This is a genomic window from Macrococcus carouselicus, assembly GCF_004359515.1.
Lineage (GTDB): Bacteria > Bacillota > Bacilli > Staphylococcales > Staphylococcaceae > Macrococcus > Macrococcus carouselicus.
Window position 1 is genome coordinate 1 of record NZ_SCWD01000003.1, and the last position, 21,695, is coordinate 21,695.

Annotated in this window: 23 protein-coding genes and 1 riboswitch; of the genes, 7 read left to right on the forward strand and 16 right to left on the reverse strand. The window is 43.7% G+C overall.

Features of this window, described 5'->3' with window-relative positions:
* Window positions 1-150: 150 nt before the first annotated feature.
* From ldmS to ERX40_RS08180, 5 genes are all read right to left on the reverse strand, one after another.
* Entirely contained in the window at window positions 151-1,329 is a 1,179-nt protein-coding gene (ldmS, locus tag ERX40_RS08160; protein ID WP_133418018.1) for an L-aspartate--L-methionine ligase LdmS, read from the reverse strand.
* A 3-nt stretch (window positions 1,330-1,332) separates the two neighbouring features.
* Window positions 1,333-2,511 carry a M20 family metallopeptidase gene (locus ERX40_RS08165; RefSeq protein WP_133418019.1) on the reverse strand — a complete coding sequence of 393 codons (1,179 nt, stop codon included), beginning with the start codon at window positions 2,509-2,511 and terminating at the stop codon, window positions 1,333-1,335.
* A 67-nt stretch (window positions 2,512-2,578) separates the two neighbouring features.
* A riboswitch (SAM riboswitch) is annotated at window positions 2,579-2,677 on the reverse strand.
* 51 nt (window positions 2,678-2,728) lie between these two features.
* Complete coding sequence (locus tag ERX40_RS08170) at window positions 2,729-4,381, reverse strand: HAMP domain-containing sensor histidine kinase (RefSeq protein ID WP_133418020.1); 1,653 nt, start codon at window positions 4,379-4,381, stop codon at window positions 2,729-2,731.
* Entirely contained in the window at window positions 4,378-5,040 is a 663-nt protein-coding gene (locus ERX40_RS08175; RefSeq protein ID WP_133418021.1) for a response regulator transcription factor, read from the reverse strand. Before ERX40_RS08175 ends, ERX40_RS08170 begins: the two co-directional genes overlap by 4 nt.
* Window positions 5,041-5,129: 89 nt before the next feature.
* The gene (locus ERX40_RS08180; protein ID WP_133418022.1) at window positions 5,130-5,678 is read right to left on the reverse strand and encodes a GrpB family protein; all 549 of its coding nucleotides are present in this window, start codon (window positions 5,676-5,678) and stop codon (window positions 5,130-5,132) included.
* Window positions 5,679-5,840: 162 nt separating this feature from the next.
* Between ERX40_RS08180 and ERX40_RS11610 the strand changes: the two genes are divergently transcribed.
* From ERX40_RS11610 to ERX40_RS08195, 3 genes are read left to right on the forward strand one after another with little or no spacing between them, the layout of a single operon-like run.
* Window positions 5,841-7,364 (forward strand): pyridoxal-phosphate dependent enzyme, encoded by a 1,524-nt coding sequence (locus ERX40_RS11610; RefSeq protein WP_133418023.1) that lies wholly within the window; start codon window positions 5,841-5,843, stop codon window positions 7,362-7,364.
* Complete coding sequence (locus ERX40_RS08190; RefSeq protein WP_133418024.1) at window positions 7,364-8,518, forward strand: bifunctional cystathionine gamma-lyase/homocysteine desulfhydrase; 1,155 nt, start codon at window positions 7,364-7,366, stop codon at window positions 8,516-8,518. The genes ERX40_RS11610 and ERX40_RS08190 overlap by 1 nt, the downstream gene beginning before the upstream one ends.
* A 12-nt stretch (window positions 8,519-8,530) precedes the next feature.
* A complete protein-coding gene (locus tag ERX40_RS08195) occupies window positions 8,531-9,004 on the forward strand; it encodes an S-ribosylhomocysteine lyase (protein ID WP_133418025.1) in 474 nt (157 codons plus the stop codon).
* A gap of 201 nt (window positions 9,005-9,205) precedes the next feature.
* Here ERX40_RS08195 and ERX40_RS08200 read toward each other — a convergent pair whose 3' ends face one another.
* Window positions 9,206-9,796 carry a hypothetical protein gene (locus ERX40_RS08200; RefSeq protein ID WP_133418026.1) on the reverse strand — a complete coding sequence of 197 codons (591 nt, stop codon included), beginning with the start codon at window positions 9,794-9,796 and terminating at the stop codon, window positions 9,206-9,208.
* Between the two features lie 126 nt (window positions 9,797-9,922).
* Here ERX40_RS08200 and ERX40_RS08205 point away from each other — a divergent pair, with 126 nt between their 5' ends.
* Window positions 9,923-10,126, forward strand: a complete 204-nt coding sequence (locus ERX40_RS08205) for a hypothetical protein (RefSeq protein WP_133418027.1) — start codon at window positions 9,923-9,925, stop codon at window positions 10,124-10,126.
* A 101-nt stretch (window positions 10,127-10,227) separates the two neighbouring features.
* Here ERX40_RS08205 and ERX40_RS08210 read toward each other — a convergent pair whose 3' ends face one another.
* The 5 genes from ERX40_RS08210 to ERX40_RS08230 form a co-directional block, all read right to left on the reverse strand.
* The gene (locus ERX40_RS08210) at window positions 10,228-10,575 is read right to left on the reverse strand and encodes a DoxX family protein (protein WP_133418028.1); all 348 of its coding nucleotides are present in this window, start codon (window positions 10,573-10,575) and stop codon (window positions 10,228-10,230) included.
* Window positions 10,568-11,740: a phosphopentomutase gene (gene deoB, locus ERX40_RS08215; protein ID WP_133418029.1), complete on the reverse strand. Its 1,173-nt coding sequence runs from the start codon at window positions 11,738-11,740 to the stop codon at window positions 10,568-10,570. Before deoB ends, ERX40_RS08210 begins: the two co-directional genes overlap by 8 nt.
* Window positions 11,741-11,751: 11 nt before the next feature.
* Entirely contained in the window at window positions 11,752-13,053 is a 1,302-nt protein-coding gene (locus ERX40_RS08220; RefSeq protein WP_133418030.1) for a pyrimidine-nucleoside phosphorylase, read from the reverse strand.
* 16 nt (window positions 13,054-13,069) lie between these two features.
* Window positions 13,070-13,732, reverse strand: a complete 663-nt coding sequence (gene deoC / locus ERX40_RS08225; protein ID WP_133418031.1) for a deoxyribose-phosphate aldolase — start codon at window positions 13,730-13,732, stop codon at window positions 13,070-13,072.
* 101 nt (window positions 13,733-13,833) lie between these two features.
* A complete protein-coding gene (locus ERX40_RS08230; protein WP_243713026.1) occupies window positions 13,834-14,304 on the reverse strand; it encodes a Dps family protein in 471 nt (156 codons plus the stop codon).
* 79 nt (window positions 14,305-14,383) lie between these two features.
* Between ERX40_RS08230 and ERX40_RS08235 the strand changes: the two genes are divergently transcribed.
* Complete coding sequence (locus tag ERX40_RS08235) at window positions 14,384-15,064, forward strand: DUF3169 family protein (protein WP_133418033.1); 681 nt, start codon at window positions 14,384-14,386, stop codon at window positions 15,062-15,064.
* Between the two features lie 30 nt (window positions 15,065-15,094).
* On the opposite strand, the gene ERX40_RS08240 is transcribed toward ERX40_RS08235, so the two are convergent.
* The gene (locus ERX40_RS08240; RefSeq protein WP_133418034.1) at window positions 15,095-16,027 is read right to left on the reverse strand and encodes an LCP family glycopolymer transferase; all 933 of its coding nucleotides are present in this window, start codon (window positions 16,025-16,027) and stop codon (window positions 15,095-15,097) included.
* Window positions 16,028-16,140: 113 nt separating this feature from the next.
* Here ERX40_RS08240 and ERX40_RS11300 point away from each other — a divergent pair, with 113 nt between their 5' ends.
* On the forward strand, window positions 16,141-16,299 hold the full coding sequence (locus ERX40_RS11300; protein ID WP_165980720.1) for a hypothetical protein: 159 nt from the start codon (window positions 16,141-16,143) through the stop codon (window positions 16,297-16,299).
* 22 nt (window positions 16,300-16,321) lie between these two features.
* Here ERX40_RS11300 and nhaC read toward each other — a convergent pair whose 3' ends face one another.
* The 4 genes from nhaC to ERX40_RS08260 form a co-directional block, all read right to left on the reverse strand.
* Window positions 16,322-17,743: a Na+/H+ antiporter NhaC gene (nhaC, locus tag ERX40_RS08245; protein ID WP_133418035.1), complete on the reverse strand. Its 1,422-nt coding sequence runs from the start codon at window positions 17,741-17,743 to the stop codon at window positions 16,322-16,324.
* Window positions 17,744-17,869: 126 nt separating this feature from the next.
* Complete coding sequence (locus ERX40_RS08250; protein WP_133418036.1) at window positions 17,870-18,232, reverse strand: transcriptional regulator, SarA/Rot family; 363 nt, start codon at window positions 18,230-18,232, stop codon at window positions 17,870-17,872.
* A gap of 338 nt (window positions 18,233-18,570) precedes the next feature.
* Window positions 18,571-19,953 (reverse strand): EVE domain-containing protein, encoded by a 1,383-nt coding sequence (locus ERX40_RS08255; protein WP_133418037.1) that lies wholly within the window; start codon window positions 19,951-19,953, stop codon window positions 18,571-18,573.
* A 99-nt stretch (window positions 19,954-20,052) separates the two neighbouring features.
* Window positions 20,053-20,997, reverse strand: a complete 945-nt coding sequence (locus ERX40_RS08260; protein ID WP_133418038.1) for a YeiH family protein — start codon at window positions 20,995-20,997, stop codon at window positions 20,053-20,055.
* A 67-nt stretch (window positions 20,998-21,064) separates the two neighbouring features.
* Here ERX40_RS08260 and ERX40_RS08265 point away from each other — a divergent pair, with 67 nt between their 5' ends.
* On the forward strand, window positions 21,065-21,676 hold the full coding sequence (locus ERX40_RS08265) for a thermonuclease family protein (protein ID WP_133418039.1): 612 nt from the start codon (window positions 21,065-21,067) through the stop codon (window positions 21,674-21,676).
* The last annotated feature ends 19 nt before the right edge of the window (window positions 21,677-21,695 follow it).

The window sequence follows — 21,695 nt, forward strand, 5'->3', positions numbered from 1 at the left end:
GTCTTATATCCTCCCGGACCATTGATATATTCATTTACTACTTTCATCTTGAATTCCAGATCATATTTAGCCAAATAAAAGCACCCCAAACGTTAGATTTTAGGTCTAACTTTTGGGGTGCAGTACACGCTGCCTCTCTTTTAATTTCGATTAATCTTGATTAAATTGTGCGAATGCCTGGTCATGTGCTTCAACATCTTCTTTTTCACCATGCCAGATGCCTACAAATCTTGACGGAATCCCTTCTTCTGTAAAGTAGTCTCCGTCATAATAAGCAAGTGGAAACAGCCGACCGGCCCGGACTTCTTCCATCAGGCGATTATAGAAAGCGTCATTGCTCACCTTAGCGAAAGTACCGAAGAATTTCTCATAATCGCCTGCCAGCAGTTCATCCATAATCAGCATGGACGTTGAACCATTCTGTCTGAAGTTAAGATCTATCGCATAAACTTCTCCTTGATCGTCGACCAGCAGATCGAATCCAGCAATACCGCGGTATCCTGCTGCTACACCATTCTCCATAATCTCCCGGCCAGCTGCAATGACCTGCTCAGGTACATGATGAGCTGTGATGTTGCCGTGATACTTACCATATTCATTGGTGTTCTGAATAGAAGCACCGATGTACTGCAGGCCAGTTGCCTCACTATAGGCATACTGTACACAGTAATTCTGCTCAGTTCTGATGTAATCCTCGATGACAAAATCTGCATCTGTCTCCGCTTCCTGTATACGGCTGAGCGCTTTATCCCGGTCCTGACTATTATAACAGATCATGACGCCGTATCCGCCAGCAGTAGGATGATCATCACCTGGTTTGATGACGTATGGATAGTCCCATTTCTGCAGCTCCTCTGATAGTTGACGCACTGGCACAACTTTGCGCTTCGGCAGAAACTTGCCTTTTGTCCATTTAGCAAGTTTCATTTTATTATTGAGTGCTACAAATAATTCTTTGTCAATATAATAGGTCGAGGGCTCAACAAACTCTTCACCATGTGTATACTGGAAGAAAATCTTTTCACCCGCTGCCTCTGCTTCCCGAAGGCGTTCCGCATAGCTCTCTGCATCTTTGAAAGTACGATAAGAAGACGGAAATTCCATTCCTGCCGCCTGCATCAGCGCTCTGGATTTCTCGCCAACAGTTGCCTCGTGGATGATGACCGGCATATCAGCAATGAGCAGTTCTCTTGCTGTCAGCATATTGGCCTGATGCTCTTCTGTTGTCAGCCATGGATTTTTTTCGAATGATGGACGTGACGTAAATATAACATGATCGCCGTACAGCTGATGCATAGTCAGTGGGCGTCTAGATAAGAAATTATTCATTTGTTACTCCTTCAAATGTATATGTAATTGCTGAATGCTGTTTAACTGGTCCGGCTGAGTAATCAGCTCAACTGCCATTGTTGCCATTATGCGTGCACCCTGAATCAAAGCTCGGTCGCCGCCCGGACTGGCCGCTGCTTCTCTGAATTCAGGCGTATGTCCTACAAGCGTGGATGGCCCCATCTTCAGATGAGGATGGATAGTCGGAATAACATGACTGACATTGCCAGTATCCGTGGAACCGAAGCCAAAATCGTCATGTTCGATCGGCTCATTATGCTTCTTCGCGTGTCGTTCAAATAAATCATCAAGTCGGTCATTCAGAATAAACTCATCTACCCCGTTCTGGATATGCGTCAGTTTAGCTGTTCCACCGGCCATCTGTGCAGCACCGTGCGCAATTTCCTCTACTCTGGTTGTCAGCTGATTCAGTGAAGAACGGCTGAGCGACCGCGTATAAAGACGGGCTTTCGTATAGTCAGGAATGATATTGGCACTTGCTCCACCATCCAGGATGACGCCATGAACTTTATCTTTCGGTTTGATGTGCTGTCTGAGCTGAGCGATACCATTGAAGAAGCTGATCATCATATCCAGTGCATTGATACCGTTATAGGCACTTTCAGAAGCATGTGCACTCTTGCCGAAGAACTCAACTTCAAAGACATCTACTGCCAGTGTCGGCACTGTGCGGTAGGATTCATGTCCGGGGTGAATCATCAGTGCGATATCGCTGTCATCAAATAGGCCTGCCTTAACATAACTCGCTTTAGCACTGCCGTTGACACCGCCTTCTTCCGCCGGCGAACCGAATACTTTAATGGTGCCCCCAATATCATCCAGCACAGTCTTCAGACTCAGTGCAGCTAGAATGCTGCTGGTGCCGATGATATTATGCCCACAGGCATGACCAAGACCTGGCAGTGCGTCATATTCTGCAAGAAAGGCGATGACCGGACCTTCCTTCTTGCTTTGATAAGTTGCTATAAAACCTGTTGCATGTCCTGCAATGTCACGTTCAACATGAAAGTCGTTCTTCTCAAGCAGTGATGATAGTTCTGCTGAAGCAAAGAATTCCTCATTGCCGAGTTCTGGTCTTGCATGTATCGCATGACTCAGTGCAATTATACCTTGTTCATGTGTATTAATATATGCTAAAACTCTATTTTCAATATGATCCATCAAATTTGCTCCTTCACTTCCTTACACTTAACAAAAAAGACATTCCAAGATAAGGAATGTCTGTACAGTCTTATCTTCCAGCGCATGCTGTAGGACTTAGCACCTTGCCAAAACGGTAGGTTGCTGGATGTCATCGGGCCTATCCCTCGATCCTTCTTGATAAGTATGGAATTATTTAAAACTAACTATATAATTTCCTGACCGTTTCGTCAACAGTTTAATCTTTCGGTAATCGAATCAGAAACTTTGTACCTGCAATCGAACTGTTTACCTCGATCTTACCGTCATGATTCTCGACAATCTGTTTTGCTACTGCAAGACCCAGTCCAGATCCTTCATGATTGGAGGAAGTATTGGTGCCACGATAATATCGGTCGAATATGTAGGGGATTTCGCTTTCAGGAATCCCTTTGCCATTATCAGCTATTTCGATGACGATATATCCGTCTTCCATAAACGCATTGATCCAGACTTCTATATCGTCATTATAGATAAATGCATTCGATACGATATTCATGAGAACACGGTTCATCCGCTCTTTATCAAGCTTAATAGACTCGTTCAGCTGATTCACTCCGTGCAGATTAGGATGATTGAATGATTCAATAAAGGTCTGCACGTAATCCCCTACATTGATCATCTGCTTATTGAATTCAAAAACATCATTTTTCATCTGATAAGTCATATTAAGGTCTTTCAGCAATGAATCAATATACATGGCCTTGTCTTCAATGATTTCAGCGAAACGTTTACGGTCCTCGCAACTGATATCAATCGGACTGTTCAACAGCTTGCTATAACCGTATATTGAACTGAGTGGTGTCTTGAGGTCATGTGTAATACCCGCAATCCATTCCTCGCGTAATGCTGTGATCCTCTTCTGGTAAGTTTTATCGCTCTCCAGCTTCTCTGTCAGTTCACGGATGGATTCATCAACCGTTGTATACATACGATATTTTCTGCGCATCCGTCCACGTCGATAGATCGCCTGATTGTCAGGAACTTTATAAATTCCCTGGCGAAGCTGATTCAACCAGTTAACAAAATGAATAAGCGGTCGTGCGAAATTGCGGCTGACAAAGTAGGCAAGAGCAAGAATGATAAAGAAAATAGTAAGTGAGAAAATGAAATACCACATCAGAAAACTTAAAATATCCTTAACAAAATCCTTATCCATGAATAGGCCGTTTTCGTCCACAATGATCCGTTTGTCCCTGGCATGCTGATTTTCAGCCACGAAGAGGAAATATTCATCATCGCGCATCGTTTCTCTGAGTACATACTTATTGAAGTTATCGTTGTTCAGATCCATGAACCAGTATTTTTCAACATCTGCTGTTCTGAAATTACCATATACTTTCTCAAGCTTATCATTCTTCATATCCTGCTTAAAAAGTGACAGATTATGTTCATCCATATAATGCTGCAGTTCAGTATTCTGCCGGAGGTCAAAGAGCTCTGCCGCTTTGACGAGGGGCTGTCTATCGATAAAAATCGCCTGATAGCGCTCACTTAACGTCCACGTTGTGACACCGGGAAGATAATACCAGCTGAGCGTGTGAAGGGTCTCTTCATTATTGAAGACTTTGATGATCTGACCCTTGTTATCACGGATCAGCAGCATGCCCTCCTGCTCTTTCAGTGCTTTCTCCAGTTCCGGTGTGATACTCATATTTTCTTCATCACTGAAGTCAATAAGTGTCTGGATGGTCTCTGTGCTCTGCGCTGACAGATTGCCACTTGTCAGTCTATCTGAATAACGCATCATCGAATAAGCGAACAGCATCAGGAGGAGCAGATTGATAAGTGCATAGAACAATGAGAAGTAACCGATGAACTTCCATGTGAATTTACGTGCCGTCGTCTTCAATTCCGGTCCACTTTCAGGATGTAACCGACACTTCTCACAGTCAGAAGTCTGACAGGATCGCTCGGTACTTCTTCTATTTTTTCGCGGAGCTTACGGATATGGACCATCACTGTATTTTCATCGATGAACTGGTTATCCCAGACTGCCTCGTAGATCTCTTCTTTCGTCAGTACTTTGTTCTGATTCTCAAACAAGTACTGCATCAGAAGGTACTGTTTGCCGGACAGATGATGAATCCGGTCGTTGACGGTCAGTTCCGCAGTCCGTTCATTGAAAAAGAAGTCAAGTGGCTGCTTGGACCTTATATAGCGGTCGGTATTCGCTTTCACACGTGCTGCCAGAATAAGAGGATTGAACGGCTTCGTGATATAATCATCTGCTCCTGTCGCAAATCCAGCCAATTTATCCTCATCCGTCACGTTAGCCGATACGTAGAGAATCGGTGCATCGGATTTTCTTCGAATCTTCTCAGCAATGGTATAGCCATTACCGTCCGGCAGATTGATGTCCAGAATATAGGCATCATAATCATGAGCCATGTCACAGCCCTGCTGAAAAGTATGGGCTATATCAATCGGTGCATAGCCATCTCTTTCCAGGATGAATTTTATCATTTCCGCAATCTCCACTTCATCTTCAACAATCAGCACGCTTACCATCAAATCACCTCTTTACGTTTTTATAGCACGATAAGTCTGCTCCTACAATAGCTGACCGCTAAATTTAAGGAAACTTTAAGGTTAGCCGCTCAGCTTCTCTGTTTTTTTTCTGTTTTTTCCCCGCTCTTTCTGTCATACCAGTTGATAGCTTTTACTTCCACCACCCGAACGAAGATATCTTTACCAGCAATATAAGAATCAATATCGAATGGATAAAGTTTCGCAAGTTCCATCTTCAGCTGGCCATAACGCTCCGCTTCACCACTGAAATTCCGGAGATAATCCCGGAAGGCCAGATGACGTCTGATATGATCATTATTTTCCTGATAGACATGAAGATGATGTGTTCTATTCATTCCCCCTTTTTCAAAATAGCGTCGTCCCTTAATGCCATTCTCACCTTTTGTCTTATAACCTATAGCTTCAAGCTGCCCGTTAAGAATATCTACATGATCAATCTTCTTAACGACAAGCAGTATATCTATAATGGGTTTTGCTGCAAGGCCAGGGACGGCAGTGGATCCTATATGATGAATTTCGATTAACTCATCTTCAAAAAGACCTTTCAGCAGCTGCACCTCTCCTAAATAGAGGTGCTGCCAGATGCTATCATAAGGTATGACATTGACTCGGCGCATAGGACTCCCTCCTCTCGTATCTTCCGGTTAATGATAAACTTGCACACATTATAATACTTTGTTTGAATATTCACAAAGCATTTTATTGTAATAAAGTGTCATTCGTGTTAATATAAATTCCGAGTTAAAAGGTATGTTTAATATACTTTAGGAGTGAACGGAATGACACCAGCTTTTATGGATATATTCAAGGAATGGGCAGACCGCTATGATTTTGCGGTAAATGGGAATGACCTGGAATATAAAGATGTATTTGTGAATTACCCTTTTATGTTGAATGAAGCCGCGAAACGAGCGACAGGAAAAACTATTGAATTTGGTCCCGGAACAGGTAATCTGACATTGCTGCTCCTGGCACGGAGTATTGAGGTAATTGCTGTAGAGCCTAGTCCGGATATGGCTGCGATCGGTGAAGCCAAAACAGGTATTGAGTTTGAACAGGGCGATTTCCTGAATTTTGATGCAGAGACAGCCGATACCATTATTAGTTCCTTCGCTTTTCATCATCTGACAGATGAAGAGAAAGAACAGGCTCTTAAACAGTATGCCGACATACTGACTGCTGATGGTCAGGTCATTATACTTGATACCATGTTCAATAGTGAGAAAGAAAAAAAAGAAATGATTCATGATTACACAGAAGCAGGATCTCACAATCTGGTTGCCGATTTGAACCGGGAATATTATCCTCTGAAAGAAGTCATGTCGAAGATTGCGAAACGTCAAGGTTTTACTTATGAATCTGTTCAGCTCAACAAATTTGCTCATCTGCAGATTCTGAAAAAGAAAAAGTTCAAGCAGCCGACAGATTTAATCGGCCATACGCCGCTTGTTGAACTGACACACTTCGATTTGCCGGCAGATGTCCGGTTATTCGCCAAACTAGAAATGTACAATCTAGGTGGCTCTGTGAAAGACAGATTGGGTATCAATCTGATTGAATCTGCTATAAAGCGTGGTGAAATCAGAAACGAAGTAGTAGAAGCGACGGCCGGTAACACTGGCATCGGACTTGCCCTCGCCTGCCAGCAGCACAACCTGGCCTTAAAAGTCTTCCTCCCTGAGAAGTTCAGCATCGAAAAACAGGCGATCATGCAGGCACTGGGTGCTGCAATCGTCCATACTGATGCTTCGCTTGGTATGGTGGAGGCAAGACGGCAGGCGAAAGCTTACGCCGATGAGACAGGTGCTTACTATGCCAACCAGTTTGAAACAGAAGACAACCCAGCCAGCTATGAGGGGCTCTATCAGGAACTGAAAGAAGAACTCGGTACTATCGATATGATGGTAGCTGGTGCAGGAAGTGCCGGTACCTTTACAGGCCTTGCTGAACGGATGAAACCTGATGGTGCCCGTGCAGTGATTGTTGAACCGGAAGGCTCCATCCTGAACGGCGGACCAAGTGGCTCCCATCGTACAGAAGGTATCGGTGTTGAAGTATGGCCTACCTTTCTGAAACGTGATTTAATTGATGCTGTCGAAACCATTTCTGATGACGATGCATTCAGAATGGTACAGGAACTTGCACAGAAGGAAGGTCTCCTTGTCGGCAGTTCATCAGGCGCCGCTATGGTCGCCGCATTAAAGCAGGCTGAAAACGTGCAGGGCAATATCGTCGTTATTTTCCCTGATGCAAGTGATCGTTATATCTCACAGAAAATCTTTAAATCTAAAGGAGAATTATGATGCATAAAAAAACAATGATGATTCACGGCGGAAAAACAGTCGATGAATTTACAGGTTCAGTCAATGCCCCGATCTACCAGACAAGCACTTATAAACAGGATGGCATCGGAAACCTGCGCCAAGGTTATGAGTATTCCCGGACAAAGAACCCGACACGTTCAGCACTCGAAACATTGATTGCTGATATCGAACATGGGACGCACGGATTTGCGTTCGGTTCAGGTATGGCTGCTGTGTCATCAGTCATTATGCTGCTGAATGCAGGTGATCATATTGTGGTCGGTTCAGATGTCTACGGTGGTACTTACCGTGTCTTCACTAAAGTCTTTGACCGTATCGGTATCGAATCCTCTTTTGTAGATACGACGGACGAAGAGGCAGTTAAAGCAGCCATCACCGACAAAACGAAGATGCTCTATATTGAAACCCCGACTAATCCGCTTCTCAACGTGACTGATATTAAGCAAATGGCTGCCATCGCCAAAGAACATCATCTGCTCGCAGTGGTTGATAACACATTTATGACCCCTTATTACCAGAATCCACTAGATTTAGGCGCAGATATCGTCCTTCATTCAGCCACTAAATACATCGGTGGCCATAGTGATGTTGTCGCCGGCCTACTCGTCACGAAAGATGAAGAGATCGCTGAAAATCTGGGTTTTATCCAGAACTCAGTCGGCGGTATTTTAGGGCCGCAGGACAGTTTCCTGCTCGTGCGCGGCATTAAAACACTTGCGCTCCGTATGGAACAGACCGAAAAAACAACGATGCAGATTGTTGATTACTTAGTAAACAATGAAGCCGTCACGAAAGTCTTCCATCCAAGCCTGCTGGAAGGCAAACCGCTCGAAGCACAGAAACGTCAGGCAAGCGGCTTCGGGGGCATGATTTCATTCGACGTCGGTTCTAAAGAACGTGCGGAGGGACTGGTGAAATCTCTTCAATATTTCACGCTTGCTGAATCACTCGGTGCGGTGGAAAGTCTGATCTCTGTTCCGAGTCAGATGACCCATGCCTCTATTCCACGCGAACGTCGTCTGGAACTCGGTATCACTGATGGATTAGTCCGTATCTCTGTGGGTATTGAAGATAGTGAGGATTTACTTGAAGACCTGAAAAATGGCTTCAACGCAATCAAAACCATTAACTAAGGAGAGAGAACTATGGAAAAAATGAATGTTGAAAGCTTCAACTTAGACCATACAAAAGTCGTGGCCCCTTTCGTCCGACTTGCCGGCATTAAAGAAGGACAGAACGGCGATGTCATCCATAAATATGATATCCGCTTCAAGCAACCCAACAAAGAACATATGGAAATGCCATCGCTTCATTCACTTGAACACTTGATGGCTGAAAATATTCGTAATCATACAGACAAAGTCGTCGACGTCTCACCGATGGGCTGTCAGACCGGCTTCTACTTGAGCCTGATCAACCACGATAACTATGATGATGTTCTCGTTATTTTAGAGAAGACATTGAATGACGTGAAAAATGCATCTGAAGTACCTGCCTGCAACGAAGTTCAGTGTGGCTGGGCAGCAAGCCATTCATTACAAGGCGCACAGCAGTTGGCAGAGGAAATGCTGGCGAAGAAAGACGGGTGGAAAGTCATCTATCAGGATGACAAAAAATAATCAATAAAACGACGCTGAAAATTTTTCAGCGTCGTTTTTGTCTGTCTATTTATCTGCGGATGTCTGACCGGTGATGCTGGATCCTTCAATGAAGTAGCCCGGGAACGAGAAGAACAGGATAATGACGGCAAGTGAGCCGGCCTTCTACTGCGTTGAGCTGCGCTCCTTAAAGACCTGCAGACCAATCAGCTGCTTTCTGACTTAATATCTGATAATATTTGCCGCATTATAAACATCCGGAAAATCATTCAGAACGTTGTCCTTCTCATCCAGAATCGTCATCTGGATTTTATCCGATACTTTGATTGCTTTAATGTCTGCAGCTGTTGTTGATGGTTTAGCTTCGAACTGGAACGTCGCTGTATAATCCGGACGTGTGCTACCAGCAGGTATCTCTTCCCCTTTGATTACTCTCACAGGTTCTTCAAAGAGAGACTGATATTTTTCGGGCAATATCAGCTTGAAGAAATAAGTAGGACGGTTGTTGATCAAGTAGTCATTCAGCACTTTATTGATACGATAATCAACATGAATGGTCAGCGCATTATCAGCCGCTTCTGTACGAACATTTTTAATCATAAAATGCGGCATATAAAATTCATGACCCATCTGCTTATTAAAGATATTCATATCATCTGTTCCCTCTTGTTCTCCCGCAGTTTGCGGGAGAGGATTATTTTTCATCACCGTATAGCCGATGGATAATGCGCCGATTGCCAGTCCTGCAAGCAAAGGGAGATTCGATTTTTTCTTTCTCTTCTGTGGTTCTTCAAAATGATAAGGACAACCCATATAGATACCTCTTTTCGTTTTCTTTTTTATATACCCCGTTCGTCTGCTTCCACTCATCAATTAGTTACATAACATTCATGCGACATTAAATCTCCTGCTATGATATGTCCAAGTGGCGTTAAGGATATGTTCAATCAAAATGAGCGCATCATATTAATGAAGAAGTGCGGCAAAGAGGAAGCAATGGAACTGCATCATAAATATCAACAGCTGATCAGTCAATCCTCACTTGCTGAATACAGACTGACCCTTAAAAATGACTTATCGTCTGACCCTGGTCCTATTAATGATGCTCTTATTTCCCCTGGATTACTGCTACACGTATCATAAGAGTAATTATGAAGTCATTGCTGACTGGCTCTGTACTTTAAAAGCTATTGAGAGACAGCTTGAAAAACAGTAGAACCCTGGACCAGGTCCAAGGCTCTATTCTACAGTTTATCCATTTCTTTGATCAAAAACCACTGCAGCGGCAGTCTGCCCCATAAGACTGCAGGGGGGAGCTGTTTGTCTCTCAAGCTGATTTTCTTTACGGCCATATAGACATTCGCCGGGAAAACAGCGACAAGAAAAAGTTTAATCATTAATTTAAATAAAGAGCCCGGCTTTTTGAAAATCATTAAAAGCCCAAAACCTACTTCCATGACGCCTGTGATATACACCAGAGCTTTCTTGAAAGGAAACATCGGTGGCACAATATTCGTAAATGAAGGCTCTCGCAAGAAATGCAAGACACCGGCCGTCATATAGATAACCCCGTAAAATAATCGTCTAATCATGTAAGTCACTTAAGTAGCTTTCTCCGAATTTCGGCATCGTCACGCCGAAGTTCTCAGCAACGGTCGCACCGATTGATGCGAAAGTAGTGTGGCTCTCGAGCTGATGCCCTTCTTTGAACTGCGGGCTGAATAACAGCAGCGGCACATATTCACGTGTATGGTCTGTACCAGGCGCCGTCGGATCATTACCATGGTCTGCTGTAATGATGAGCAGATCATCCTTGTGTAAAGCGGGCAGCAGCTCACCTAATCGCTCATCGAACGCCTTGATTGCATCCGCATAACCCTCTTTGTTACGACGGTGACCGAATAATGCATCAAAATCAACTAAATTCAGGAAGCTTAAACCTTCGAAATCCTTTTTCACGACTTTCATCAGCTGGTCCATGCCGTCCATGTTATCTTTCGTGCGGATTGTTTCAGTCACACCTTCACCATCATAGATATCGTTGATTTTACCGATAGCGATGACTTCTTTTCCGGCATCTTTCAGTTCATTCATCACTGTACGGTCAAATGGTTTCAGCGCATAATCGTGCCGGTTTGATGTACGGGTGAAATTTCCCGGTTCTCCGACATAAGGACGTGCAATGATGCGACCAATCAGATATTTGGGATCCTTTGTCAGTTCGCGGACTTTTTCACAGATATCGTATAACTCTTCAAGCGGAATAACCTCTTCGTGTGCCGCAATCTGCAGCACCGGGTCGGCTGAGGTATAGACAATCAGATCACCCGTCTTCATCTGATGTTCACCGTATTCATCAATGACAGCTGTCCCTGATGCGGGTTTATTCGCGACTACTTTACGCCCTGATAGCTTTTCGATTTCTTCTACCAATTCATCAGGGAAACCGTCAGGATAGACTTTAAATGGCTGGTCAATATTAAGACCCATAATCTCCCAGTGTCCTGTCATCGTATCTTTACCGACAGACGCCTCACTCAGTTTCGTATAGAAGGCTTGAGGATGATCGACTGCTTTAACGACTGGCAGTTCCGCAATGTTACCGAGACCCAGTTTTTCCAGGTTCGGCAGTTCACCGTTAAACCCTTCTAATGTGTGTGCTAATGTATGGCTGCCTATATCTCCGAATTTCTCTGCGTCAGGGGCTTCCCCAATACCGACAGAGTCCATGACGATGAGATGAATACGTTTAAACATATAATCCCCTCCTATTCTGTGATGATTGTATGAATCAGTTTCGGTGCTTCAGCTTTATCAGCGATTTCGATATTGCTGTAGATCTTTTCTTTGACTTCCTCTACCTCTTCACGGTTCGCATAGATGGTAACGAGGGATTCGCCTTCTTCTACTCTATCGCCGACTTTTTTACGTAACATCAGTCCGACTGCAAGGTCAATCTGGTCATCCTTCGTCGCACGGCCCGCACCAAGAAGCATGGAAGCGATACCGATTTCGTCAGCCACTATTCTGCTGACCACGCCGGCGTATTTAGCAGGGACTTCAATCTTATAACTCGCCTGTGGCAGCAATGAGACATCATCTATAACGTCACCATTGCCTCCCTGGTTCTCAAGGAACGTACGGAACTTCTCGAGTGCCTGACCATTCTGAATGACTTCCTGCAGTTTCCCGCGCGCTTCATCTAATGTCTCAGCACCGCCGCCAAGTACCACCATCTGACTGCCGAGCGTCAGTACGAGTTCGGTCAAGTCCTCCGGTCCTTCGCCGCGCAGTGTTTCAATCGCTTCCTGCACTTCAAGCGCATTACCGATAGCATAGCCAAGCGGCTGGCTCATGTCAGAGATAATCGCCATCGTACGGCGCCCGACATTATTACCGATTTTCACCATAGCATGTGCAAGCTTCTCAGCATCTTCATCAGTCTTCATGAAGGCACCCGCACCTGTTTTGACATCGAGTACGATGGCGTCTGAGCCTGCTGCGATCTTCTTGCTCATAATACTTGAGGCAATCAATGGAATGCTGTTCACTGTCCCGGTCACATCACGCAGTGCATATAACTTCTTATCAGCAGGTGTCAAGTTCCCTGTCTGACCGATCACGGCCACTTTATCTTCATTAACAAGACGCACGAATTCCTCGTCAGAGATCTCAACGTGGAAACCTTCCACCGATTCCAGTTTATCGATTGTCCCGCCTGTATGACCGAGTCCACGTCCACTCATCTTCGCAACAGGGATATCCAGAGCTGCTACCAGCGGGGCAAGAACAAGTGTCGTCGTATCCCCGACACCGCCTGTTGAATGCTTATCGACTTTAATACCCTCGATTTCGCTTAAATCAATCTGATCACCGCTCTCAACCATGGCCATCGTCAAGTCAGCGCGTTCCTGGTCGTCCATATCCTGGAAATAAATGGCCATCGCTAAACTTGAAGCCTGATAGTCAGGTATTTCTCCACTGGTGTAACCTTGAATAAAGAAATTGATCTCTTCGGTTGTCAATTGACCGCCGTCGCGTTTCTTCGCGATAATATCTACCATTCTCATGATGAAATCCTCCTTATTAGTAGTCTTGTTCTGATTCCTGTCCGTTCAGAATCTCGACACCTGCGCTGGCACCGATTCGAGTAGCGCCTGCTTCAATCATCTTGTTCACATCTTCAAGAGAGCGTACACCGCCTGAAGCTTTAACGCCCATATCAGGACCAACCGTCTCGCGCATTAATTTTACATCTTCATAAGTCGCACCACCTGTTGAGAAGCCAGTTGAGGTCTTCACGAACGTAGCCCCCGCTTTCTTAGCAAGTTCAGAAGCACGGCGTTTCTCCTCGTCGTTCAGCAGACTTGTCTCGATAATAACTTTAGTCGTCACGCCTGCCGCTGCATCTACAACTGCCTTGATATCTTCATAGACTAAATCATCATTACCCCCTTTTAATGCGCCGATATTAATGACCATATCGATTTCACCTGCACCATTCTCTATAGCATCCTTCGTTTCAAAGGCTTTCACCGCTGACGTTGTCGCACCAAGCGGGAAACCAATAACTGTACATACCAGTACGTCTGTCCCTTGTAATTGCTCCGCACAGTGTTTAACATGAGTGGGGTTGACACAAACACTCATAAAGCGGTATTCCTTCGCTTCTGCGACAATCTTATCAATCTGTGTGACCGTTGCATCTGCCTTCAGTAAAGTGTGATCGATGTATTTTGAGAGTTTCATGTTAAATCCTCCTATGTTTTGGTTACTTTCATTATAGCACCACATCACCTATAAACAAAGAAAGCACACGGCTTAGCCGTGTGCAATCATTTATCACTTTATTATCCTAAATAAGATTTAAGCATCCAGTTGTGTTTCTCAAGTTCAGTGATCATGCCAAGCAACATATCAGCAGTCATTTCATCGCCGGCTTTTTCAGCTGTTTCCTGGCTTTCCTTCAGTTGAGCAATCTCTTTATCAAAGTCAGCTGATAAGTCTGCGACCATCTCTTCTGCTGATAAATTTTTCTTCGCTTCCTTGACCACCGATAAATCAAGCGATTCTTTCAGTGTTGCGACCGGATTGCCTCCTATCGCAAGGATACGTTCTGCAAGTTCGTCTACATAGGCACCTGCTTGAGTATAAAGCTCTTCAAATTTAGTGTGAAGGGCAAAGAATGTAGGCCCTTTGACGTACCAGTGAAAATTATGAAGCTTCGTATAAAGCACAGTAAAATCGGCTACGTGCTGATTTAATGCTGCAACCACCTTATCATCTTGAGTCTGAGCTTGTGTTTTTGTAGTTTTTGCCAATTTAATCATCCTCCGTTATGGTTATTAATATGACTTTACCCATTTTTATCGGGTATACTACATTTAAAAGGAGAAATTTATGTCGAAAAAATATGTGCTACCTGTTATATGTGTTATTCTTGCTTCAATTCTGATCTTTACCATGCGTTTCTGGAAAATTCCTGCTAATGATATACTGCATTCTGATTCATTTGTTCTTATTCTGATTGGCCTTGCTCTTATTGCAGGTATAATCGGCTATCTCTATAGTGCTGCAGCTTATAAAGTAGATAACGATCCAACTCTTGAACACTATGAACAGGATCGCCAGTCATTCAAGAGATTCTCCTTGATGAATATCGCTCTTATCATTTCGTTTTATGTCGCACTCGCTTCATTCTTAATGGTAACGCTTAATCAGGTTCCTCTCTGGCTCGGTATCGTCAGTGTTATTGTCTTTATCATCGCCATTCTGCTGCGTTACTATGGTTACGGTATGATCAATAAGCTCTATCCGGAACGAGAGCTTCCGCAAAGCTTTGAGAGTGATTTTGATGACAAGCTCATTGATACACTCAGCAAAAATGAAATGCTTGTTATTTTTACGGGTCTTTATAACGCCTTCAAACTAACTAATATTCTATTACCCGCTGCTATGCTGCTTATCACCTTATATGGTCTTGAGACAGGTCAACCTCAGCACTTTGCGCTGATTGTCATCGTCTGCTGCGCGGTAGCCATCAATATCATCTATCAGCTGACTGTACGAAAAATGATATGAAAAAACGGGACTCGTCATGAGTCTCGTTTTCTATTTCAGGTTTTCCTTATAAAGCTCAGATATGTTCTGTTTCTTCGTTTCGTCAGCGAGGAAGTACCAGAGTCCATCATCCATAATCTGTCCTGTTCCTTCAAGTTGATATTTCTCAACATTGTTCAGTGTTTCAGAATAAGCTGACTGCAGTGAAGTCAGATCTGAGAATGTCATATCCGTCACTACATTGTTCTTTGCAGCCTTTAGAATGCCGTCGAATTTAGTGACAGATTCTGCTGACAATAACTTATGAGCTAACCCTTGGATGACAATCTGCTGACGCTCCTGTCGACCGAAGTCATTCCCCGCGCCGTCTTCCTTACGGCTTCTAATGAAGACAAGTGCTTTTTTGCCGTCAAGATGAACCTCCCGCCCCTTAACAAAGCTTTCTCCTTGTGCACTGAAAGTCGCATTGCTCACGACATCGACACCACCAACCGTATCAATAAGTTCCTGCATTCCATCCATATTGATTGCCGCATAATAGTCAACCGGTACATTCATGAGTTTCTCCACAGAATCGACAGCCATTTTGGCGCCGCCGTATGCATAAGCATGGGCAATCTTCTCTTTAGTGCCGTGTCCAACCATATCGCTGTAAGTATCGCGGGGGATGGATACCATGACCGTCTTCTTATTATCAGGATTGATACTGAGCAGGATGATGGTATCAGTTCGTCCCTGATCACCTTCAGATAGACGTTTTGAGTTAGCGTCTACGCCGAAAAGTGCTACTGATATAGCATCCTTATTCTCAACGTCGACCGCTTTTTCTCTTAACTCCGACTTGTCGCGCCCTGAAATTGGTGAATGTATAGAATCTGCCGTGCCCTTTACTTTGAAATAGGCATAGCCTACCAATCCACCAGCTACGAGTAGAACAATCAATGCTATCATCACTAACCAGCTGAAACACCCTTTTTTCTTCATTTTTCCACCTCTTCTAATTTCAATCAAACTATTTAATTATACTTTATCATAATAGCATGAAAATAAAATGAAAATTTATTATAGGGGTATAGAATAAAAAAGGAGGGCTGATAATGGAACACTTGACCTCAGATGAAATCGCACATATGACGCAAGACATGTCTATAAAAGAGAAAGATTACTGTTCTCATAAGCATGTCGTTGATCAGCAAGGTATCTATATCTGTCTCGACTGCGGTATGGCGTCAAGACACCTAAAAGACTTCAAATAAAAAAGATGCGGAGACCCGCATCTTATCCTGCTGCTTTCTGTGTATAATAATCTTTTTCCTCATCCGTCATTTTCACAATCTTAAAACCGATGTAGCCGTAAAGAATAGAGATAAACGGGATTACATAGTTCAGGATGGCGAATGGACCATACTCGTACGCATGTACACCAAGCGTCGCAAAAATGAAGACCCCGCATGTATTCCAAGGAATGAACACACTTGTCAGCGTGCCCCCGTCTTCAAGGGCGCGTGATAAATTCTTCGGATGCAGCCCTTTATCAAGATAAGCCTTAATATACATACGGCTTGGTACTACGATACTGATGTACTGCTCAGAACAAGTCGCGTTAGTAGCAAAGCAGCTCGCAATCGTTGCAGCAATCAGACTGCCGGTATTCCTTGCGAACTTCAGAATGATAGTGATAATCGCTGTAAGCATCCCGCTGTATTCTAAAATACCACCGAAAGTCATGGCAACAATCGTCATTGAAATCGTAAAAAACATGGACTCTAACCCGCCTTTATTGAAGAGTTCCGATAATAATTCATTTTTAGATTCCATGACATAACCTGACTGAAGTGTTGTTGCTGCATTCAAAATAGAATCTCCCTGCACCCAGATCTGAGCACCGAATCCCAGCAGAATGCCTGCAACAAGAGCCGGCACAGCTGGCACTTTAAAGGCAACCAGCAGGATAACCGCAGCAGGAATCATGAGCAGCCAAGGAGACAGAATGAAATTCTGCTCCATTCCTGCATTGATTGCATTGATTTTATCCATATCAAGGTGAGCCCCACTGAAACGATGACCGATAAAGAAATAAGCAATCAATGCAATGATCAGACCTGGAATCGTTGTATAGAACATATGCTTGATATGATCAAATAAATTAGTACCAGTAAGTCCCGCAGCCAGATTGGTAGTATCTGATAACGGACTCATCTTATCGCCAAAATATGAACCTGAAATAACAGCACCAGCAATCATGCCGGCAGGAATATCCATGCTCAGTCCGATCCCCATACCTGCTACACCAACCGTCGCCATCGTAGACCAGGACGAACCAATTGCAAGCGACACAATGCCGCAGATAATACAGATAGTCACCAGAAACATAGAAGGCGTTATAATCTTAAGACCATAATAAATCATTGTCGCCACTACACCGCCACCGATCCAGGCACCAATGACAAGTCCTACCAAAATAATGATGATAATCGCAGGAAGTGCAAGTTTGATCCCCTTATACATCATCTCCTCAATCTCTTCCCAGCTGAAACCATGATAATATGCAACTAGCGCGGCAATCGCTGTACCGATCATCAGCGGAATATGTGGTGCGAGTTCCAAGAAGTATACTGCTCCGAACATACTGACAATCATAAATACTAGCGGAAGTAACGCCCACCAGATATTGATTTCTCTCTTTTTACTACTCTCCATCTAGAAAACACCCCTTAATGAAATCGCTTTCAAATTCATTTTAAAGGAGTGTATATGGAATTACTATACTTTTATATGTGAAATGCTGAATTCATCACTCTCTGTTAACGACTAGATATCAAAAAACTATTTCAGATTAATCGTTCTCACCTTATCACTGAATCTCTCAATTAAATGCTCTACCTTATCACGACTGGATTCTCTGATAGAAAGCTGCACCGTCCGTTCATCCATCGGCAGACGCTCTTTATTGATTAATTTGAGATCGTAAAGATTTTTAACAGATTTGTTAATCTGATTCGCCTTAATCATTTCCTCCTGAATAATAGTTCTGAGCTGAATTTCACGATGCTTATAGATAATGAGCAATAATTCTAAATCAAACAGATTAAGACGATATTTCTCGGAGAATTCGTCCAAGATTGCTCTTGTACTATTAATTGCTGCAAAGAAATCAAGCGCAAGCTGAGCTGACTGTTTAGTTGACAAAGCACTTCCCTACTTTCTAAAACTATTTCGTATAGACATTTATACGTTTTACTCATATATTTTAAACTAAAATGCAGAGAGTGCGAACTAATATTTTAAAGTTTCATAATTAATACCTTTATATTTAATTACTATCTTCTGAAGTAGAGTTATTACGACAGATGTTCAATTATTTTAATTAACCTTTCTTAAAAGTGTTAAAGGCAAAACTAAAATGGAGGAAACCATTACTTTGTGTATTCCTCATCTCCTTTCTTCCCAACTAAAAAAGACATTCATAATTGAACGTCTTTTTTACTTCTTATTAGATTAGGTGTTAACTCGTTTACGCCTGTTTTCTATTTCAGCTGATAGACCTTGATATAAGGATGTATGTCCTGTGCAAAGTGCTGTTTCAATTTCTCAAGCGGCATTGAGGTGATGCCTACGAGTTTGAAATCCTCTGTCACTTTGTATGTTGCATTCTCTCCACCGATTGTTGCCTGATCATACCCGAGTTCAATCGTCTTTCCGGCTGCCGCGTAAATCAGTGGTTTCAGATAGCGGCTCTCTACATGCTCGATATCTTCGATGATCAATGATGTCTGATTGTTAAGTGCATCTGTGATCAGTCCGTTTTTGATGACTGTATCTTCACCCTCTTTGACATATTGCCCGTACAGCATGCCTTGCGTCCAGTGCTTGTCTGCGACTGCGTGAGGTGTGCTTTCATCTAATTTCAGTACCTCCAGCACTTTAGGCGTAAAGTGGCTGTTGATGAAGATATGAATCAGTTTTCCTGATTTCTTCAGTTCTATGTGCTGCACTTCTTTCGTCTTCTTTTCTCCGGCAGTATATTTCAGTATGCTGCTTTTCTTCGGTGCTGCTTTTGCCAGCTGTTCCGCGTATGAGGTGATAGGGGCTGCTTCTTCCTCTTCTGACGGGTGCAGCATTGCTTCATACTGAATCTTGGTGAGCTCTGTCACTGATTCGTTCCAGTTCTCTTCTACAAAGTACTGAGCCCGGAGCATCGGCTCACGGTCAAGGTCATAGATAGTACGCGGTTCTTCTATATCGCCTGTATACTTAATCGTGATGGCTGTCGTATCTGTACGCCCCATCATCACTGGTTTTTTGTGTATGGATTCTTCGACGATTGCGGTACCGTAGATGCCGCGTTCCGGTGCTGTGCGGTAGATGATGACTTTGTCTCCACGCTGCATTTCTTTATAATGTCTGAAGCCGTTTCTTTCAATACCGTTCACTGTCTTTGTGAAAATGGTGTATTTCTCATCCGGCTGGAAGTTCTCCATTTCTTTTATGAGGAAATAACGGTCGATTTTCTCTTCGCCACGCCCGAGTGCCATGATGAGTTCATAGTCTTCTTTGTTAATCTGATTCAGCAGCTGTTCTTTCATCCTGAAGAGTGAGATCTTCAGCTGATCATTCCGTTCCAGGTAATCTTTCGTCAGCGGCAGCAATTTCTCTTCGTATTTAAAATGGATTTTGATCTGCCCCCGCCTTGGTTCTTCAAATTTGATCACCGTTCCGGCGCCCAGTAGTCCAAGTTTATTCTGAACTTGATAGAAAATCACTTTATCTCCAATCTGCGCCCGTTTGAATGCTGCATAGCCCTCTGACGGGTTGAAATGAACAGATGAATCAAAGATTGAGATCTGCCCTGTCAGGTCCTCAAAATGGTTAAAGCGATTATAGCCACAGTTCAACCAGAAATAATTCATTTTTTAACCTCCTTATTTATTTCGCTTCATTTTTCTGCAGAAATATTGCAATCACTGCCAGCAGGACTGCTAATATTGTTTTTTTCATTGTTTTTTCACCTACTTGATATGCAGCATGATTAAACTCATGGCCGTCACAGTAAACCAGAGCAGTGCGCCCAGCAGAACCGGTTGATAGCCGAGTCGTCTGAACTGACGGATATTGACGGATAGCCCGATGCCACTCATCGCTACTGCGATCATCAAGACAGAAAGCTGCTTAATGACGATATTCACTGCTTCTGGTATCGGAATAATTGTCGCAGCAATACTTGCCAGACAGAAATAGAGAATGAACCACGGGAAGATCCGTTTAACGGAGACCTGCTTCCGGTTCATCCAGACGATCATCAGGCAGAGCGGCACAATCATCAGCGCACGCAGCAGTTTGACGATTGTCGCTGTGTTTCCCGCCTCGTTACCATATGTATACCCTGCTGCTACGACACTGCTCGTGTCATTGATTGCAGAACCCGCCAAGTAACCGAACGTCACTTCTGACATGTGCAGCGCATGCCCCATCACCGGAAATAGAAATACGGCAATAACATTGAACAGAAAGATAGTCGAAATCGCATAAGCTACTTCTTCCTCATCCGCTTCTATGATCGGGCTGACTGCTGCTATCGCTGAACCGCCGCATATTGCTGTACCTACTGATATCAATGTTCTGATTTTACCTGACACTTTGAGCGTACGCCCGAGTACAACCCCCGCTATTAGTGCAACCGCAATAGTTGTAAGCGTAAGCGGCAGGGATGACCACCCCAGTTCTGCCACTGCTCTGAAGTTCAGTGTCAACCCCATCATTACGATGGAGGCTTGCAGCACTTTTTTCGAACAGAATTTAGCGCCTGAATCTACAGACTGTCTATCAACGAAGGGTCTCACGCACATTCCTATGATGATACTGAATACCGCCGCACCTATCAGCGGCACAAAATGTCCTGCTACTGTTGCAGCCAGCGCAATGAGCACACAGAGACTTATTCCTCGCCGTTTCATAACGTCACCTCGCTGTAATTCTATCATAATGATATAATAATGAAATATCTATTTTAAGGAGGAAACCGTGAAACATTTATTGACTTTCAGTCTGCTGATGATCATCTGTTCACAGCCAGCCCATGCAGCTGAACGTATTCCAGTGACACTTGACCGCGTAATAGACGGGGATACAATGTCCGTCAAACAGCACGGTCACAAGAAAACAATTCGTCTGCTACTGGTTGATACACCTGAATCCAAGAAACCGAATACGCCGGTACAGCCTTATAGCCTTGAAGCAGCGGATTTCACTAAGTCGCTTGTCTCAAACTGCAATCTTAGTATAGAACATGATTCAAAGGGTCGTTATGACCGTTACAAACGAGAACTGGTCTATCTTTACTGCGATGATAAAATGGTTAACGAGACGCTTGTCCGTGAAGGGTATGCACGTGTCGGCTATGTGTACCAGCAGAAAGATTATCTGACCGAGCTGCAGGAAGCTGAGCGTCAGGCAAAGAGCAAGAAATTACGCATCTGGTCAATGGATGGATTTGTCAATGAAGACGGTGAGGGCTTCAACTCCACCGAAGAAGAGCGTAAGAAAGAAGTAGATATCATCGAACAGCTGCGTCAGATTCTGTATGATTTAGTAGATGAACTGCTGGATAGTGTGCTCAAAAAAATGGGTCTATAAAAAGGCGCTGTTTCAATTT

Excerpts from the sequence above, each read along its gene's own strand:
- nhaC (WP_133418035.1), bottom strand. The coding sequence starts at position 17,743 with ATGGAGAGTAGTAAAAAGAGAGAAATCAATATCTGGTGGGCGTTACTT.
- ERX40_RS08220 (WP_133418030.1), bottom strand. The coding sequence starts at position 13,053 with ATGAGAATGGTAGATATTATCGCGAAGAAACGCGACGGCGGTCAATTG.
- ERX40_RS08180 (WP_133418022.1), bottom strand. The coding sequence starts at position 5,678 with ATGCGCCGAGTCAATGTCATACCTTATGATAGCATCTGGCAGCACCTC.
- ERX40_RS08175 (WP_133418021.1), bottom strand. The coding sequence starts at position 5,040 with ATGGTAAGCGTGCTGATTGTTGAAGATGAAGTGGAGATTGCGGAAATG.
- ERX40_RS08195 (WP_133418025.1), top strand. The coding sequence starts at position 8,531 with ATGGAAAAAATGAATGTTGAAAGCTTCAACTTAGACCATACAAAAGTC.
- ERX40_RS08255 (WP_133418037.1), bottom strand. The coding sequence starts at position 19,953 with ATGAATTATTTCTGGTTGAACTGTGGCTATAATCGCTTTAACCATTTT.
- ERX40_RS08165 (WP_133418019.1), bottom strand. The coding sequence starts at position 2,511 with ATGGATCATATTGAAAATAGAGTTTTAGCATATATTAATACACATGAA.
- ERX40_RS08210 (WP_133418028.1), bottom strand. The coding sequence starts at position 10,575 with ATGATTAGACGATTATTTTACGGGGTTATCTATATGACGGCCGGTGTC.
- ERX40_RS08200 (WP_133418026.1), bottom strand. The coding sequence starts at position 9,796 with ATGGGTTGTCCTTATCATTTTGAAGAACCACAGAAGAGAAAGAAAAAA.
- ERX40_RS08205 (WP_133418027.1), top strand. The coding sequence starts at position 9,923 with ATGTTCAATCAAAATGAGCGCATCATATTAATGAAGAAGTGCGGCAAA.
- ERX40_RS08240 (WP_133418034.1), bottom strand. The coding sequence starts at position 16,027 with ATGAAGAAAAAAGGGTGTTTCAGCTGGTTAGTGATGATAGCATTGATT.
- ldmS (WP_133418018.1), bottom strand. The coding sequence starts at position 1,329 with ATGAATAATTTCTTATCTAGACGCCCACTGACTATGCATCAGCTGTAC.
- ERX40_RS08190 (WP_133418024.1), top strand. The coding sequence starts at position 7,364 with ATGCATAAAAAAACAATGATGATTCACGGCGGAAAAACAGTCGATGAA.
- deoC (WP_133418031.1), bottom strand. The coding sequence starts at position 13,732 with ATGAAACTCTCAAAATACATCGATCACACTTTACTGAAGGCAGATGCA.
- ERX40_RS11610 (WP_133418023.1), top strand. The coding sequence starts at position 5,841 with ATGACACCAGCTTTTATGGATATATTCAAGGAATGGGCAGACCGCTAT.
- ERX40_RS08260 (WP_133418038.1), bottom strand. The coding sequence starts at position 20,997 with ATGAAACGGCGAGGAATAAGTCTCTGTGTGCTCATTGCGCTGGCTGCA.
- deoB (WP_133418029.1), bottom strand. The coding sequence starts at position 11,740 with ATGTTTAAACGTATTCATCTCATCGTCATGGACTCTGTCGGTATTGGG.
- ERX40_RS11300 (WP_165980720.1), top strand. The coding sequence starts at position 16,141 with ATGGAACACTTGACCTCAGATGAAATCGCACATATGACGCAAGACATG.
- ERX40_RS08235 (WP_133418033.1), top strand. The coding sequence starts at position 14,384 with ATGTCGAAAAAATATGTGCTACCTGTTATATGTGTTATTCTTGCTTCA.